Origin of the sequence: Arsukibacterium tuosuense, from assembly GCF_900215315.1 — a bacterium.
Classification (GTDB): Bacteria; Pseudomonadota; Gammaproteobacteria; order Enterobacterales; family Alteromonadaceae; genus Alishewanella; species Alishewanella tuosuense.
On record NZ_OBEB01000003.1, the window covers coordinates 362,588 to 377,909 of the forward strand.

A 15,322-nucleotide genomic window follows, 5' to 3' on the forward strand; every position below is an offset into this window, starting at 1 on the left:
ACATAAAAGTGGGACCGCTAAGCGGCCCCGGGATTGTGTTAATGTTAACGGTTAACCGTTCAGTTGGTTGGCTGCAGCATCTACTATAGCATCGACGGTAATACCAAAATGCTTAAACAACTGCTCGGCAGGCGCCGACTCACCAAAACTGGTCATGCCAATAATATCGCCCGTTAATCCAACATACTTGTACCAGCTGTCAACAATACCGGCTTCTACCGCAATGCGCTTAGTAACAGCTGCAGGTAATACTGTTTCACGATACGCAGCATCCTGGGCATCGAATACATCGGTAGATGGCATTGATACCACCCGTACCTGCTTGCCCTGTTCAGTCAGGGTTTTCGCTGCCTGTACGGCCAGTTCAACTTCTGAGCCGGTGGCAATAATAATCAGTTCCGGCTTTTGCGCGCTGTCAACCAGCACATAACCACCGCGTTTAATATTACTCACCGTTGCCAGATCACGCTGCTGCTGTACCAGGTTTTGCCTGCTGAAAATCAAGGTAGTCGGGCCCGCTGTGCGCTCAATTGCCGCCTGCCATGCCACGGCTGACTCTACCTGATCGCACGGACGCCAGTTCATTAAATTAGGGGTGGCACGTAAGCTGACTAATTGCTCTACCGGTTGGTGCGTCGGGCCATCTTCACCCAAACCAATTGAATCGTGAGTATAAACGAAGATCACCCGTTGTTTCATTAACGCGGCCATCCGCACTGCGTTACGGGCATACTCCATAAACATTAAAAAGGTTGCACCGTATGGCACAAAGCCACCATGTAACGCTATGCCATTCATCATGGCTGACATACCAAACTCGCGCACCCCATAATAAATATAGTTGCCGCTGGCATCTTTGGCGGTAAGCGGTTTTGAATCAGACCAGATAGTCAGGTTTGAGCCAGCTAAATCAGCAGAGCCCCCCATCAATTCCGGCAGCAAGGGGCCAAAGGCATTTAATGCATTTTGCGAGGCCTTACGGCTGGCAATAGTAGCCGGGTTGGCTTGCAGCTTTTCAATATATGCTTGTGATTGCTCAGCCCAGTTGGCCGGTAATTCACCGGCGGTGCGACGGCTGAATTCCGCTGCCAGTTCCGGGTGGGCTTTTTTATACGCTGCAAACAAGCTGTTCCACTGCTGTTCTGCCGCGGCACCTTTGCTGTTGGCATTCCACTCTGCGTAGATATCGGCCGGGATTTCAAACGGCCCATGTGGCCATTGCAGGTAATCACGTGAGGCCGCTATTTCAGTATCACCCAACGGTGCACCATGGCAATCATGGCTGCCACCTTTATTCGGTGAGCCATAACCAATTACCGTTTTACAACAAATAAGGGTAGGCTTATCAGTCTGAGCCTGCGCTTGGGCTATCGCTGCTTTAACGGCATCACTGTTATGACCGTCAACATTGGCAATAACGTGCCAGCCATAAGCCGCAAAGCGGGCCGGGGTATCGTCGGTAAACCAGCCTTCAACATGGCCGTCAATCGAAATGCCATTGTCATCCCAGAATGCAATCAGCTTATTTAACCCCAGGGTACCGGCGATGGAACAGGCTTCATGTGAGATCCCTTCCATTAGACAGCCGTCACCTAAAAACACATAGGTGTGGTGATCAACGACCGGGAACTCGGGCTGATTAAACTGCGCTGCCAGTGCTTTTTCTGCCAGTGCCATGCCTACTGCATTCGTAATACCCTGCCCTAATGGGCCGGTGGTAGTCTCTACACCCGGCGCATAGCCATATTCCGGGTGTCCCGGGGTTCTGGAATGCAACTGGCGGAACTGTTTTAAATCTTCAATGGTTAAATCGTAACCGCTGAGATGCAACAGCGAATACAACAGCATAGAACCATGGCCATTTGATAACACAAAGCGGTCACGGTCGGCCCAGGCCGGGTTAGCAGGGTTATGCTTCAGGTAATCACGCCAGAGTACTTCTGCAATATCTGCCATGCCCATAGGGGCGCCGGGGTGGCCTGATTTTGCTTTTTGAACGGCATCCATGCTTAACGCACGGATTGCATTGGCGAGTTGTTTACGAGATGGCATTGTAGCTCCTGCTAGTGTATTTAATGGGTACGTCATAAACCTGGGGCCTTATTTTCACTTACTGCCGACCAGATGGCAAATGATAATCTCGGCGGAAAATTAATTTCGGTGGTGGAAAATTAAATTAAGTTATAACTGATCGGCTTATTAACTTTACCGTAAACTTTGGCATTAAAGACGTCTGGGCGTCAAATATTACTAGCCAAGGCCGGTCTGTTTCACTAAAATAAGCGGCTATTTTTCTGGCGGCGACGTGCAGGCTGAGTTTCAGCAATATATACAAAAGTATGCACAATAGTAATTTGGCCCCCAGCGTGATGAATTAACCAACTTTGGTGGAATACACAGATGGCACAACATATTTTTACTTCTGAGTCGGTATCTGAAGGACATCCGGATAAAATCGCCGATCAAATCTCCGATGCAGTATTAGATGCAATTCTGGAACAAGACCCGAAAGCTCGTGTCGCCTGCGAAACGTTTGTAAAAACCGGCATGGTACTGGTTGGTGGTGAAATTACCACCACTGCCTGGGTCGACATTGAAGAACTGACCCGTAAAACCGTACGTGAAATTGGTTATACCCATTCAGATATGGGCTTTGATGCTGATTCCTGCGCAGTGCTGAATGCCATTGGTAAGCAATCACCAGATATTAATCAGGGCGTGGATAAAACCGACCCTCGCGAGCAAGGGGCCGGCGACCAGGGTTTAATGTTTGGTTATGCCAGTAATGAAACCGACGTGTTAATGCCGGCTCCTGTTACTTATGCGCACCGGCTGGTGCAGCGTCAGGCACAGGTACGTAAAGACGGCACCCTGCCCTGGTTACGGCCAGATGCCAAGTCGCAGTTAAGCTTTATATATGAAGACGGTAAGCCGGTGGGTATTGATGCCGTGGTGTTATCTACGCAGCACTGCGACACCATCAGCACTGAAAACTTACGCGAAGCAGTAATGGAAACCATTATTAAGCCGGTACTACCCGCTGAGTGGTTAACCAGCAAAACCAAATACTTTATTAACCCGACTGGTCGCTTTGTCATTGGCGGGCCAATGGGCGACTGTGGTTTAACCGGCCGCAAAATTATTGTTGATACCTACGGCGGTATGGCGCGCCATGGTGGCGGTGCTTTCTCGGGTAAAGACCCGTCAAAAGTTGACCGTTCAGCCGCTTATGCAGCACGTTATGTTGCGAAAAACATTGTTGCAGCAGGCTTAGCTGACCGCTGTGAGTTGCAGGTGTCTTATGCGATTGGTGTCGCCGAGCCAACGTCTATCAGCCTCGAGACCTTTGGTACCAGCAAGCTGAGCGAAGAGCAGTTAATTAAACTGGTGCGTGAGCATTTTGACCTGCGCCCGTATGGCCTGATTGAAATGCTGGACCTGGAGCGGCCTATTTACGGCGCCACTGCCGCCTACGGTCACTTTGGCCGCAGCGAGTTCCCGTGGGAGAAAACAGATAAAGCTGATTTACTGCGCCAATACGCTAAATAATTACTTTATTTAAAAGACTATACCCCGTCAAAAAGGAGAACTCAGGTTCTCCTTTTCTATTTTTATTGGCACTTCAGCTTATTTTCCCCTTACCAACACCGGTGTTTTGTGTATGATAAGGGCGTTTTACCTTCCAGGGTTAAGCTGCAAGCTATAGCGGCTGACAAATAAAAAGATAAGAAAGAAAAAAGGTCAAAGGAAAATCTATGTCTGAACAAATTACCGCCGAAGAAAAAAACGGCTGGATAAATCGTGCGCTCAACACCATAGAAGTGGTGGGTAATAAATTACCCGATCCTGCGGTACTATTTGCCTTATTGATGGTTATTGTCTGGGTCTTATCCTGGTTATTGTCGGGTGTCAGCTTTGACGAACTTAACCCAAGAACCGGTGAAGCTATCCAGATAGTAAACTTACTGTCTGGCGATGCCTTAACTAACTTTTCGTCTAACATCGTCAATACCTTTGTTACTTTCCCACCTTTGGGCGTAGTACTGGTAGCGATGTTAGGTTTAGGTGTAGCTGAGTATACCGGTTTTATTAATGCCGGCTTACGCTCGATACTCTCTGTGACGCCAAAAATGTTGCTGACACCGGTATTAATTGCCGTTGGTATATTAAGCCACGTCGCTGTTGATGCAGGCTACGTATTGGTTGTGCCGCTTGGCGCTGTCATTTTTTATGCTGCTGGCCGTCATCCGCTGGCGGGTATTGCCGCCGCTTTTGCCGGCGTTTCCGGTGGCTTTTCGGCTACCTTCTTTGTGCCGTCCAGTTTAGACCCGTTACTGGCAGGTTTAACCCAGGCCTCTGCGCAAATTCTGGACCCGACAGTTACCGTCAACCCACTAAACAACTACTTCTTTACCACCGCATCAACTTTTTTAATTGTGGCGATTGGCTGGTTTCTTACCGATAAAGTGATAGAGCCGCGTTTAAAAGGCACGAAAGTAGATGGTGACACCTCACAAATGGTGACGATGGAGCCATTAAAGCCCAACGAATTACGTGGGTTAAAAGCCGCAGCTTTCTCGATGCTGGCAGTTATAGGCTTGTTAGCACTAACCATTGTATTACCGGAAAACACGCCCTGGGCCGCCAAACCAGAAGATGTATTGCCAGGGGTTAACCCGCTGCTGACCGCCGCTGCACCCTTGATGAAGTCGATTGTTACCATTATTTTTGTGTTTTTCCTGGTGCCGGGCATTGTCTACGGTTATGTCTCTGGTTCTGTTAAAAGCCACCGCGATGTCGTCGCGGGTATGAGCCATGCGATGAGTGGCATGGGCTACTACATTGTTATGGCATTTTTCTGTGCCTTGTTTTTATATGCGTTCAGCCAGTCTAATCTGGGTGTACTGATGGCGTTAAAAGGCGCTAATGCTCTGAAAGAAATGGGTTTACCCTTAGGTATGACGTTGGTGGGCATTGTATTTTTATCAGGCTTTGTCAATTTAGTGGTCGGATCGGCATCAGCCAAGTGGGCGTTAATTGGTGCCATTATGGTACCTATGCTGATGGAGTTAGGTATCTCACCAGATCTGACGCAAGCGGCCTACCGGGTAGGTGATTCATCAACCAATATCATCACGCCGTTACTGCCGTATTTCCCATTGATCGTGGTGTTCTGTCAGAAATATGTCAAAAATAGCGGCATTGGTACGCTGGTAGCCTTAATGCTGCCGTTTTCGGTGGTCATGCTGACACTGTGGACCGCTTTCCTGCTTGGTTTCTGGGCCTTAGACATCCCACTTGGTATTGACTCTAGTTATCAGTACCTGCCAGTTCGTTAATTTTTAAGCTGTATTGCTCAACTGAAACCGCTGCTTTGGCAGCGGTTTTTTATTTTGAAAAAATGCTTTCCCTGCTACCATTAACGTCTTTTACAGCGGAGCAGTTGCTATGCGGATCCCCCGAATTTATACGCCTCAGACCTTAGCCGCAAATAGTACCTTACAATTAGATGATGACGCTGCCAACCATGTTGGCCGGGTGTTGCGGATGCAAGCCGGTCAGGCGCTGCAACTGTTTAATGGCGATGGCAATAACTACACTGCCACTATTACTGAAGTCAGTAAAAAGCAGGTATCGGTAAACATTACTGACGCGCAGGCTAACCCGGTTGAGTCACCGCTTAGTATTCACCTGGGCCAGGCTATCTCGCGCGGTGACCGGATGGATTTTGCTATTCAAAAAGCGGTTGAACTGGGGGTAACCGAAATTACCCCGCTATTTACTGAACGCTGCGGGGTTAAACTGGACGGGGATCGGCTGAGCAAACGTAATGAACAATGGCAGAAAATTGCTATAAGTGCCTGTGAGCAGTGTGGTCGCAGCGTAGTGCCAACGGTGCACCCGGCAATCCAGTTAGACCAATGGCTGGCCCAGCGTACAAATTCATTGCAGTTGACCTTGGATCCACGGGCCAGCGCCACCATTAAAACCTTAACGGCCAGTCAGCATATCCGGCTGGTTATCGGCCCGGAAGGCGGTTTTACTGAAACTGAGGTTGCCGCCACCAGTCAGGCTGACTTTACCGGAATTCAGTTAGGGCCACGGGTACTTCGTACTGAAACAGCGGCACTGAGCGCAATCAGTGCTTTGCAATTGCAATTTGGCGATCTCGCCTGAGGGTATTATGACTGCAATTAAACTGGGGGTAGTAATGGACCCCATCAGCCAGATTAATATAAAAAAAGACTCCAGTTTTGCCATGTTGCTGGAAGCCCAGCATCGCGGCTATGAAATCCATTATATGGAGATGGCTGACTTGTACCTGCTGGAAGGGGAAGCCCGGGCCACCACCAAAACTCTGACCCTGCGGGAAGATAAACAAAGTTGGTATCAGTTCAACAAAGAACAGGACATCGCCCTGGCTGAGTTGAACGTAATATTGATGCGCAAAGACCCGCCGTTCGATACCGAATATATTTATGCGACTTACATGCTGGAACGGGCCGAGCAAGCTGGCAGCCTTATTGTTAATAAGCCGCAAAGCCTGCGTGATGCCAACGAAAAACTTTATACCGCCTGGTTTAGCCAGTTCACCCCGAAAACTCTGGTCAGCCGGGATGCGGCGCGCTTAAAAGCGTTTTATCAGGCTGAGCAGGACGTCATTTTAAAACCGCTGGACGGCATGGGTGGCGCGTCTATCTTCCGCTTAAAACCGGGCGATGCCAATGTCAGTGTCATCATTGAAACCCTTACAGAACATGGCAGCCGCTATGCCATGGCGCAGCAATATATCGCTAAAATAAGTGAAGGTGACAAACGCATTTTAGTGGTTGACGGCGAGCCGGTACCCTACTGTCTGGCCCGGATCCCGGCCAGTGGTGAAACCCGGGGCAACCTGGCGGCAGGCGGCCGTGGTGAGGCCAGGCCCTTGTCTGACTCAGACTGGGCGATAGCGCGGGCGCTGGGGCCGGTGTTAAAAGAAAAAGGGCTTATTTTTGTTGGTTTAGACGTAATTGGTGATAAACTTACTGAGATCAATGTCACCAGTCCCACCTGTATTCGTGAAATCGAGGCGGCTTTTCCGGTAAGCATTACCGGTATGTTGTTCGATGCTATTGAGCAACGCCTGACCGCCACCCCTGTACCATAACTGCAGTGCTGTAACCACAATGCTGTAACTGCGATGCGCTAATCGCCATGTTACAACTACAAAAGTGAGGTTGTTATGCAAGATTTCCAGGATCATTTTTTAATCGCAATGCCTGCGCTGGACGACCCGATGTTTAAGCGCAGTGTTACCTACATTTGCGAACATACTGCAGAAGGCGCGATGGGCATAGTTATTAACCATCCGCTGAACGTGACCGTAGCCGATTTATTAAAGCAGTTACAAATTGAATTTGATGGTAAAAGTCCGGTGGCGCGCAGCGCGGTATGCGCTGGTGGGCCGGTGCAAAGCGATCGTGGCTTTGTGCTGCATAGCCCTAAAGGAGGCTACAGCAGTACCTTAGAGTTAAATAACGGCCTGATGGTTACCACGTCAAAAGATATTTTAATCGACTTAACCACCCCTGCCGCGCCAGAGAAATTTTTGCTGGCCCTGGGCTATGCTGGCTGGACTGCCGGCCAGCTGGAGCAGGAAATTGCTGACAACAGCTGGTTAGTGATCCCGGCAGACAACAGCATTATTTTTGACTTAAGCCACGCTGAAAAATGGCAATCTGCCACCGCTAAAATGGGGATTAAACCCTGGCAGTTAACCGCTGAGGCTGGCCACGCGTAATGAATAACAGCAAGACCGTACTTTGTTTTGACTACGGCACCAAAAGTATTGGCGTGGCGGTAGGAAATGATCTTACCGGCAGTGCCACCTTATTGCCGGCGTTAAAAGCCCAGGACGGCACCCCCAACTGGGATCAGATAGCGAAGCTTATCGCCGACTGGCAGCCGCAACTGCTGCTGGTTGGCTTACCGCTGAACATGGACGGTACTGAGCAGGACTTTACCATCCGTACCCGTAAATTTGCCAACCGGCTGCATGGCCGCTATGGTTTACCGGTTGAGCTGCATGATGAACGGCTATCCACGGCAGACGCCCGCAGCCGTTTATTTGCCGAAGGTGGCTATCGCAAGCTGACCAAAGACAAAGTAGACAGCCTGTCGGCACAAATAATTTTTGAAGGTTGGTATGAACAACAGCCCTGAGCGATTTAAAAGTCTTGAGCCCGCTAACAACGCTAAACCCGCAATTGTTCCCGGTTATTATCAGCATTACAAAGGTGCCTATTATCAGGTTATCGATTTAGCCCGCCACAGTGAAACCGACGAATGGCTGGTTATTTACCGCGCGTTATACGGCGACTTTGGTTTATGGGCCCGCCCGGCCAGTATGTTTAGTGAAACTGTCGAAATTGCCGGCGAAGAACTGGCCCGCTTTCAATTTATTGGCGAAGAATCGCCATTGTAAATTCTTGCTTAACACGCTTATCAATACTATTACTTGCTAAATTCTGCCGAAAATCACCGTAAACAACCGCTTATCATTTTTTTCCCTCTCGCCACACTAAATAGTTTTACTCTTGTTACCGTTGCTTATGACAAAAGTCGTTACATTTAACTTTTTTGTTAACTCGCGGGAGCATGTTATGTTTGAATCTACTGAATGGTTACATTTATATCAGCAAAGCAGCATCGGTTTCTTGCTCTGGTTTGTTCCATTGTTTCTGGCTATCTATTTTATTCCAAGCCTGGTTGCATTATTTTTTAACCGCAAACACCTTGGCAAAATAGTGCTGGCCAACATTCCGGCCGGTTTTTCGGTTATCGCCTGGTGTGCGCTTATCGGTGTCGCGTTCACTGGCAAGCTGCTGGACAAGAACCTATTTAATAAGAATAAAACGTCACAACAAATGGAGAACAGTCATGAGTAAAAATGTCGGTCAGGCGCTGCTGGATATCTACGTTGCGCCCAAACAGGTGTTTAATATACTTCCTGAGAAAAAAGGCTGGAGCTGGATAGCATTGCTACTCATCCTGGTCGTTAATGTCGTTGGTATCTGGTACTTTTACTCCGGCATGAGCCCGGAGTGGATAGTGGAACAGCAGATTGCCCAGGCCGCCCACAGTATGACCCCGGCAGAAATTGAGCAAAGCCGGGCGGTTATGGGACAAATGGCCGATAAAACCGGCATTATTTCCGTGGCCGCCATACTGGTGATGACCCCGATCATTATGGCCATTATGGCTTTGTATCTGATGCTGGTGGGTAACCCGGGCCAGAAACGCCCTTATGGTGACTGGTTCGCGATGGCGGTCTGGAGCAACATGCCAGGGGTATTAAATATGCTGGGGCTGATTATTCTGGTACTGATCAGCAGTGATCCAAACTTACCCTTAACCACGGCCAACTATCTGTCATTAAACCAATTGTTGTTTGGTCTGGAGCCCGGTCACGCCTGGTATGCATGGGCTGAGAACTTTAACTTAATTTATTTGTGGATTGGTGGCTTATTCGCTGTTGGCCTGCATTGCTGGAGTGGCTACAGTGCACTGAAAAGCGCCCTGCTGGGCTACGCGCCGCTGCTGGTTATTTACGGTTTGTGGGCTGCATTTATCTAAGCTAGTTAAACGGAATTAACTAATGAAAAAGCTGCTGATATTGCTGGTAATCGTCGCCGTACTGGTGGGGTTGCTGAGCCTGAGTCAATACCGGAAACAACAACAAACTACCAGCGTCACGACGGCGCTGGTCAGTGAGGGGGCGCTGGCCGACAGCATTCTGGCGTCGGGTAACCTGGAGTATAATACCCAGATCCAAATTCGCTCTGAGGTTACCGGCCGGGTGTTGGAAGTGTTAGTTGAGGAAGGCGACACGGTTGAAAAAGGCCAGATGTTAATGCGACTTGACGACACGGCTTTTGCCGCAGACGTCAACCGCAACCGGGCCATGGTGCAAAGTCAGCAAATTGATATTGCCCGCGCCAAAGCGCAACTGGCTGATTTACAGCGCCAGTTCAACCGGCAACAGCAGCTTTTAAAAAGCGGCCTTATTCAACAGGAAACGATAGACAGCCTGCAAAGCCAACTCGATATTGCCGGGATTAATGTTCGCTCGGCTGAGGCGGCGTTGCAACAAGGCCAGGCCATGTTGGCAATGGCCGAAGATAATCTGAGTAAAACCCTGTACCGGGCCCCGATTGCCGGTTTGCTGTCCACCGTTGATATCAAACCAGGCGAAACCGTTATTGCCGGCAGTACCAATATTATTGGCAGTCCGTTAATGACCCTGGCCGATCCCAGTGCCATTCTGGCCGAATTGCGGGTAGACGAAGCAGACATTGCCAATGTTCATCTTGGTCAACAAGCTGAAATTTATGCTGCAGCCTATCCGCATCAGGCTATTCAGGGCGAAGTTATCCAGATTGCGACTTCAGCCCGTTATCTTAACCAGAGCCAGAGCTTATCATTCCGGGTAAAAGTGTTGCTGCAACCACAGGATATTGCGCTGTACCCGGGGATGAGTTGTCGCGCCGAAATTATTTTGTCGCAAAAACAGCAAAGCTTGCAGGTACCGATTGCTGCCATTCAACAAGACTCGCAGCAGCAGGAAGCCGCTTACTTTGTCTGGAAAGTAGTGGATAACGTCGCGGTGAAACAAACCGTTACCCTTGGCATGGCGACCGATATTGCTCAGGAAATATTAACTGGCCTGCAAGCAGGTGACGAAGTTATTGTAGGCCCGGCCCGTACCATGCTTGGCCTGGCTGAAGGGCGCCGCCTTGCCACAGAACAGCAGGAATAGTGACATGAGTAATGCGGTTATTCAGCTGCACCAGGTCAGTAAAAGTTATCAGATGGCTGACGAGACCTTTTACGCGTTGAAACATGTTGACCTGGCAATTACAGAAAATGACTACGTCGCAATTATTGGCCCGTCAGGCTCTGGCAAATCAACCTTAATGAATATTCTGGGTTGCCTTGATACCCCAAGCGCCGGCCATTACCAGCTGGCAAACCGCGACGTATCAACCATGAATGAAACTGAGCTGGCCGAACTGCGTAACGAAGCGGTTGGCTTTATTTTTCAGAGCTTTAACCTGTTACCCCGTGCCACCGTACTAGCCAATGTGATGCAACCGCTTATTTACCGGTTAATAGCCAACAGCCAGCGCAAAGCACTGGCTCTGGAAGCCCTGCAACGGGTTGGCCTTGCTGATAAAACCGGCCATTTACCCAACCAGCTGTCGGGCGGGCAGCGCCAGCGGGTAGCTATTGCCCGGGCACTGGTAACAAAACCGCGTATTCTGCTCGGCGATGAGCCCACAGGTAACCTGGACAGTAAAACCACCAAAGATATTATGGCGTTGTTCGATCAGCTGCATCAGGAAGGTCACACCATCATTCTGGTTACCCACGAGCAGGATATTGCCGATCACTGTCAGCGGATGATCCGGCTGGTCGATGGCGAAATTGAACAGGATTTTCGTAACCCGCAGGGAGTAGCCAGCCATGCTTAAATTTCTACATGCTGGCTTTGAAGGCAGTAAGGCCGCCTTTGCTTCAATTCGCGCCCATGGCCTGCGCAGCGCCCTTACCACCCTGGGTATTATCATTGGCGTTGCTGCGGTTATTACCGTTGTAGCCATTATGCAGGGGCTTAGCCACAGCATTACCAGCCAACTGGACGATTTAGGCAGTGACATGATCACCCTCAGAGCCTATACCCCGACCAACCAGCAAATGCTGGGTATCCAAAACCGGCTGCATTACGACGACTTTTTGATGCTGAAAAGCCGGATAAGTAACGTGGAGGATATGACCGCCAGCATGCAGGCATTCAGTATGGGCTCCCAGGTGCAATATGGCCGCAACACTGCCCAGTCCCAGATTATCGGCACCGACAGCAGCTATCAGAATGTGGTGCGGGTATACCCGGAAGCGGGTCGTTTTCTGTCAGGCAGTGACGATGATCGTCGGCGAAGGGTTGCTTTTATCGGCTCGTCGCTGATTAAGCAGCTCGACTTACCCGCCAACCCGGTCGGTGAGTTTATTAATTTGTCGGGTGACTGGTTCCGGATAATCGGCGTGGCAGAAACCCGTGGCAGTATGTTTGGTTTTGACCAGGATAACTACATTATTGCCCCGTTCAGCACCATTCGTTCATTAAGCGGCGAACGTGCGGCCCGCAATATTGATGTGATGTTCCGCCCTGCCGCCGGTGCCGACGCTCAGCAAATACAGCAGCAAATGCGCGCTTTATTGCGCCAGCACTATAAACTGGGTGCAGATGAACCCGACCCGTTTGAATTTGTCAGTGCCGAACGGATGATTGAACAGTTTAATACCATTACCCGCACCATTACCCTGGTCGCCGGTGGTGTAGTCAGTATCAGCCTGTTGGTGGGTGGTATCGGCGTGATGAATATTATGCTGGTATCGGTTACCGAACGCACCCGGGAAATCGGTATTGTCAAAGCACTGGGCGCTACGCCGCAATTTATTCTTATTCAGTTTCTGGTTGAGGCGCTGGTACTGTCGTTGTTTGGTGGCATTATTGGTTTAGCCCTGGGGGCAGGGGTGGCCAGTTTTATCGGCTTAATGATGCCGGCCATGCCCGATGCGTTAATTCCGTTATGGGCGGTGCTACTGGCCATCGGTTTTACCACCTTAATTGGCGTGGTATTTGGCCTGGCCCCGGCCATTAAAGCCGCCCGCCTTAATCCGATAGATGCGCTTCGTTATGAATAATCCCTTATGAATAATCCGTTATGAATAGTATTAATACCTCCTCTTACTGGCGCCAGCACTGGCAGCTGTGCTGGCAAACCAACCGCGCCTACCGGATTGGTCAACTGCTGACGTTTGTGCTTTTTGTCAGCTTTTATTTGCTTTACAGCCTGCCTTTTATGCAGGACGAGCAACAAGCATTGCTGGTGACTTTCTTTATCCGCTACCTGCTGGAAGCCGGTTGTTTTGTGCTGGTTAGTCATTTTTTACTCCGGCCACCACTCAGAATTTTTTATTACCGCGGTTTTAGCTTTGGTGCCGCCATGAAATTTGCCCTGATGCTGGTACTGGCGGCACTGTTGTTGGCTGTAGTAAGTGTTTTCATCTCATTTTTGCCTGCCCTTAACAGTACAGATATGCAGCAAATCGCCATTGTAAATAAGGACAGTGCTGAAGGCCTGCAAATGCATTTCTCGCTCACTACGCTGGTGGTGATGATGTGGTCAATGCATCTGGGCCTGTATATCCTGTGGAGTTTGTTTTACATCGGCTGGCAAATGCGCCAGAGCCGCAAAGCCTTACAGCAAGAAATGCAGCAGGCACGGTTACAACAACTGACTAACCAGTTAAACCCGCATTTTTTGTTTAATGCCTTAAACAGTATCCGGGCGCTTATTTTTGAAGACCAACACAAAGCTGCCGATACCGTTACCCAGCTGGCCGAATTGTTCCGGGTGCATTTACAGGCGCACTTGCGCCCCACCGCTACCCTGCAGGAAGAATGGCTGCTGTGCCAGCACTACCTGAAAATTGAGCAGGTGCGGCTGGAGCAACGGCTGCAGCTTAAGGTAAATATTGCCGATGACGTCGCGCAGCAACTGTTACCCACCCTGTGCCTACTGACCTTACTGGAAAATGCAGTAAAACATGGCATCAGCCCTAACGCTGCGCCCGGCAGTATTGAAATTAATGCTGGCAGGCAAGGTAACCGCTGGCAGCTAGTGATCACGAACACTGTTGGTGCGCGCTCAGACAGCCAGTGCACCGGCACCGGTTTAAGTAACTGTCGCAAGCGGCTGCAACTGATGTGTGGTGAGCAGGCCAGCATTACGACTGAGCAGCACAATAACCTTTACACCGTGCGCCTGGAGCTACCTTATGCCCACAGCCTTTAAAACCTTAATTGTGGATGATGAGCGGCTGGCCCGTAATGAATTAAAACGGTTGTTGCGGGCGCATCCGCAGTGTGAAATTGTGGCCGAGGCCGCCAGCGCTGCTGAGGCCCTGGCAATATTGGCAGAGCAGCAAATAGACCTGGTATTTCTGGATATTCAGATGCCGGAAGTAACGGGTATTGAGCTGGCCAATGACATCCCGGCCAGCACCCGCTTTGTCTTTGTTACTGCTTTTAACAGTTATGCGCTGGATGCGTTCTCGCTGAATGCTATCGATTACTTACTCAAACCGGTTGCGCCAGAGCGGCTGGCAAAAACCATTGCCCGGCTGCCGGTAGCAGACACCGACGAAAGCCCGCCAACTGAGACTGAGCAACAGTCAAACTTGCACGTTTTGCCAGAGCATCATGGTATTTTGCTGAAGTTCGGTGATATTAATCGCATCGTACGTTTACAGGAAATATACCGCTTTGAAAGCATCGGCAACCATGCCGCAGTTTATACCGCTTATGGCAAAAGTTATCTGCACAGCTCACTGGCCAGAATTGAGCAAAAGCTGGACCCGGCCTATTTTTTTAAAACCAGCCGCGCCGATATTATCCGCTTGGATGCCATTGAACATATTGAAGCTGGGATCAGTGATGGTGGACTTGTTGCTGTACTTAATGATGGAAAGCAAATAGATGTCAGTCGGCGCCAGGCACAGCAACTTAAGCAGCGATTCGGATCATTTTAAATGATTACCCGAATCGCCATGGCAGGCTTATTTCAGGCTGCACTTAGCGGTTTGATTCGATCAACCTGTTCTTTAATAACCTGCGCAGCGACCCACAAATCCACTGCACGCTGTGCGTTTAGCCAGAACTCGGCGGAGTTGCCAAACAAACGGCTAAGACGTAACGCCATTTCAGGGCTGACTGCCCGGCGCTCGCGCAGTAATTCATTAACCGACTGGCGTGACACGCCCAGCGCTTCAGCAAGCTTGCTCGCAGTTAAACCATAGTCTGGTATAAAATCTTCCCGAATCATCTCACCAGGATGTGTTGGTTTACGCTGCAAGCCCACATTATTGGAGATTGACATAATCACTACCTCTTTAATCAGTGGTAATCACATATTTCAACATCATATGCGTCACCATCTACGAAACGAAAACAAATACGCCACTGGTCATTAACTGATATTGCATGCTGACCACTCCTGTCTCCAGATAGCGTATGTAGTCTGTTTCCAGGCGGTACCTTTAAATCATCTAAATACTTTGCAAGATTAAGATATTCAAGCTTACGTGCAGCCCGCCTCGCTAAATCTGGCGGAAACCTTTTAGCCTTACCACTGACATAAAGCTCAGAGGTGCGTTTGTCTGCGAAAGTTTTTATCATGGCCCAAAATGTAACCTGTCACGTGACGCGCGTCAATAT

The 15,322-nt window shown here is 49.6% G+C and carries 17 protein-coding genes; 14 read left to right on the forward strand and 3 right to left on the reverse strand.

What is annotated here, in order from left to right:
- Positions 1-51: 51 nt before the first annotated feature.
- On the reverse strand, positions 52-2,052 hold the full coding sequence (tkt, locus tag CRO03_RS08510; RefSeq protein WP_097111188.1) for a transketolase: 2,001 nt from the start codon (positions 2,050-2,052) through the stop codon (positions 52-54).
- 348 nt (positions 2,053-2,400) lie between these two features.
- On the opposite strand from tkt, the gene metK reads away from it, so the two are divergent.
- The 14 genes from metK (at position 2,401) to CRO03_RS08580 (ending at position 14,637) form a co-directional block, all read left to right on the forward strand.
- Positions 2,401-3,549, forward strand: a complete 1,149-nt coding sequence (metK, locus tag CRO03_RS08515; protein WP_097111189.1) for a methionine adenosyltransferase — start codon at positions 2,401-2,403, stop codon at positions 3,547-3,549.
- Positions 3,550-3,755: 206 nt separating this feature from the next.
- Complete coding sequence (locus CRO03_RS08520) at positions 3,756-5,339, forward strand: AbgT family transporter (RefSeq protein WP_097111190.1); 1,584 nt, start codon at positions 3,756-3,758, stop codon at positions 5,337-5,339.
- Between the two features lie 109 nt (positions 5,340-5,448).
- Positions 5,449-6,177, forward strand: a complete 729-nt coding sequence (gene rsmE, locus CRO03_RS08525) for a 16S rRNA (uracil(1498)-N(3))-methyltransferase (RefSeq protein WP_097111191.1) — start codon at positions 5,449-5,451, stop codon at positions 6,175-6,177.
- A gap of 7 nt (positions 6,178-6,184) precedes the next feature.
- Positions 6,185-7,150, forward strand: a complete 966-nt coding sequence (gene gshB / locus CRO03_RS08530; protein WP_097111192.1) for a glutathione synthase — start codon at positions 6,185-6,187, stop codon at positions 7,148-7,150.
- A gap of 75 nt (positions 7,151-7,225) precedes the next feature.
- Complete coding sequence (locus tag CRO03_RS08535; RefSeq protein WP_097111193.1) at positions 7,226-7,783, forward strand: YqgE/AlgH family protein; 558 nt, start codon at positions 7,226-7,228, stop codon at positions 7,781-7,783.
- Complete coding sequence (gene ruvX / locus CRO03_RS08540; protein WP_097111194.1) at positions 7,783-8,205, forward strand: Holliday junction resolvase RuvX; 423 nt, start codon at positions 7,783-7,785, stop codon at positions 8,203-8,205. The genes CRO03_RS08535 and ruvX overlap by 1 nt, the downstream gene beginning before the upstream one ends.
- The gene (locus tag CRO03_RS08545) at positions 8,189-8,467 is read left to right on the forward strand and encodes a DUF1653 domain-containing protein (RefSeq protein WP_097111195.1); all 279 of its coding nucleotides are present in this window, start codon (positions 8,189-8,191) and stop codon (positions 8,465-8,467) included. Before ruvX ends, CRO03_RS08545 begins: the two co-directional genes overlap by 17 nt.
- A gap of 178 nt (positions 8,468-8,645) precedes the next feature.
- The gene (locus CRO03_RS08550; protein WP_097111196.1) at positions 8,646-8,930 is read left to right on the forward strand and encodes a superinfection immunity protein; all 285 of its coding nucleotides are present in this window, start codon (positions 8,646-8,648) and stop codon (positions 8,928-8,930) included.
- Complete coding sequence (locus tag CRO03_RS08555; RefSeq protein WP_097111197.1) at positions 8,923-9,618, forward strand: YIP1 family protein; 696 nt, start codon at positions 8,923-8,925, stop codon at positions 9,616-9,618. The genes CRO03_RS08550 and CRO03_RS08555 overlap by 8 nt, the downstream gene beginning before the upstream one ends.
- 22 nt (positions 9,619-9,640) lie before the next feature.
- Complete coding sequence (locus CRO03_RS08560) at positions 9,641-10,801, forward strand: efflux RND transporter periplasmic adaptor subunit (protein WP_097111198.1); 1,161 nt, start codon at positions 9,641-9,643, stop codon at positions 10,799-10,801.
- Between the two features lie 4 nt (positions 10,802-10,805).
- Positions 10,806-11,516 (forward strand): ABC transporter ATP-binding protein, encoded by a 711-nt coding sequence (locus tag CRO03_RS08565; protein ID WP_097111199.1) that lies wholly within the window; start codon positions 10,806-10,808, stop codon positions 11,514-11,516.
- Positions 11,509-12,747 (forward strand): ABC transporter permease, encoded by a 1,239-nt coding sequence (locus CRO03_RS08570; RefSeq protein WP_097111200.1) that lies wholly within the window; start codon positions 11,509-11,511, stop codon positions 12,745-12,747. Before CRO03_RS08565 ends, CRO03_RS08570 begins: the two co-directional genes overlap by 8 nt.
- 20 nt (positions 12,748-12,767) lie before the next feature.
- The gene (locus tag CRO03_RS08575; protein ID WP_097111201.1) at positions 12,768-13,901 is read left to right on the forward strand and encodes a sensor histidine kinase; all 1,134 of its coding nucleotides are present in this window, start codon (positions 12,768-12,770) and stop codon (positions 13,899-13,901) included.
- Positions 13,885-14,637, forward strand: a complete 753-nt coding sequence (locus CRO03_RS08580; RefSeq protein ID WP_097111202.1) for a LytR/AlgR family response regulator transcription factor — start codon at positions 13,885-13,887, stop codon at positions 14,635-14,637. Before CRO03_RS08575 ends, CRO03_RS08580 begins: the two co-directional genes overlap by 17 nt.
- A 32-nt stretch (positions 14,638-14,669) precedes the next feature.
- On the opposite strand, the gene CRO03_RS08585 is transcribed toward CRO03_RS08580, so the two are convergent.
- Entirely contained in the window at positions 14,670-14,984 is a 315-nt protein-coding gene (locus tag CRO03_RS08585; RefSeq protein WP_097111203.1) for a HigA family addiction module antitoxin, read from the reverse strand.
- 17 nt (positions 14,985-15,001) lie between these two features.
- Positions 15,002-15,283 (reverse strand): type II toxin-antitoxin system RelE/ParE family toxin, encoded by a 282-nt coding sequence (locus tag CRO03_RS08590; protein ID WP_097111204.1) that lies wholly within the window; start codon positions 15,281-15,283, stop codon positions 15,002-15,004.
- Between the last annotated feature and the right edge of the window lie 39 nt (positions 15,284-15,322).

Coding starts and splice junctions, on each gene's coding strand:
- tkt (WP_097111188.1), bottom strand. CDS start 2,052: ATGCCATCTCGTAAACAACTCGCCAATGCAATCCGTGCGTTAAGCATG.
- metK (WP_097111189.1), top strand. CDS start 2,401: ATGGCACAACATATTTTTACTTCTGAGTCGGTATCTGAAGGACATCCG.
- CRO03_RS08520 (WP_097111190.1), top strand. CDS start 3,756: ATGTCTGAACAAATTACCGCCGAAGAAAAAAACGGCTGGATAAATCGT.
- rsmE (WP_097111191.1), top strand. CDS start 5,449: ATGCGGATCCCCCGAATTTATACGCCTCAGACCTTAGCCGCAAATAGT.
- gshB (WP_097111192.1), top strand. CDS start 6,185: ATGACTGCAATTAAACTGGGGGTAGTAATGGACCCCATCAGCCAGATT.
- CRO03_RS08535 (WP_097111193.1), top strand. CDS start 7,226: ATGCAAGATTTCCAGGATCATTTTTTAATCGCAATGCCTGCGCTGGAC.
- ruvX (WP_097111194.1), top strand. CDS start 7,783: ATGAATAACAGCAAGACCGTACTTTGTTTTGACTACGGCACCAAAAGT.
- CRO03_RS08545 (WP_097111195.1), top strand. CDS start 8,189: ATGAACAACAGCCCTGAGCGATTTAAAAGTCTTGAGCCCGCTAACAAC.
- CRO03_RS08550 (WP_097111196.1), top strand. CDS start 8,646: ATGTTTGAATCTACTGAATGGTTACATTTATATCAGCAAAGCAGCATC.
- CRO03_RS08555 (WP_097111197.1), top strand. CDS start 8,923: ATGAGTAAAAATGTCGGTCAGGCGCTGCTGGATATCTACGTTGCGCCC.
- CRO03_RS08560 (WP_097111198.1), top strand. CDS start 9,641: ATGAAAAAGCTGCTGATATTGCTGGTAATCGTCGCCGTACTGGTGGGG.
- CRO03_RS08565 (WP_097111199.1), top strand. CDS start 10,806: ATGAGTAATGCGGTTATTCAGCTGCACCAGGTCAGTAAAAGTTATCAG.
- CRO03_RS08570 (WP_097111200.1), top strand. CDS start 11,509: ATGCTTAAATTTCTACATGCTGGCTTTGAAGGCAGTAAGGCCGCCTTT.
- CRO03_RS08575 (WP_097111201.1), top strand. CDS start 12,768: ATGAATAGTATTAATACCTCCTCTTACTGGCGCCAGCACTGGCAGCTG.
- CRO03_RS08580 (WP_097111202.1), top strand. CDS start 13,885: ATGCCCACAGCCTTTAAAACCTTAATTGTGGATGATGAGCGGCTGGCC.
- CRO03_RS08585 (WP_097111203.1), bottom strand. CDS start 14,984: ATGTCAATCTCCAATAATGTGGGCTTGCAGCGTAAACCAACACATCCT.
- CRO03_RS08590 (WP_097111204.1), bottom strand. CDS start 15,283: ATGATAAAAACTTTCGCAGACAAACGCACCTCTGAGCTTTATGTCAGT.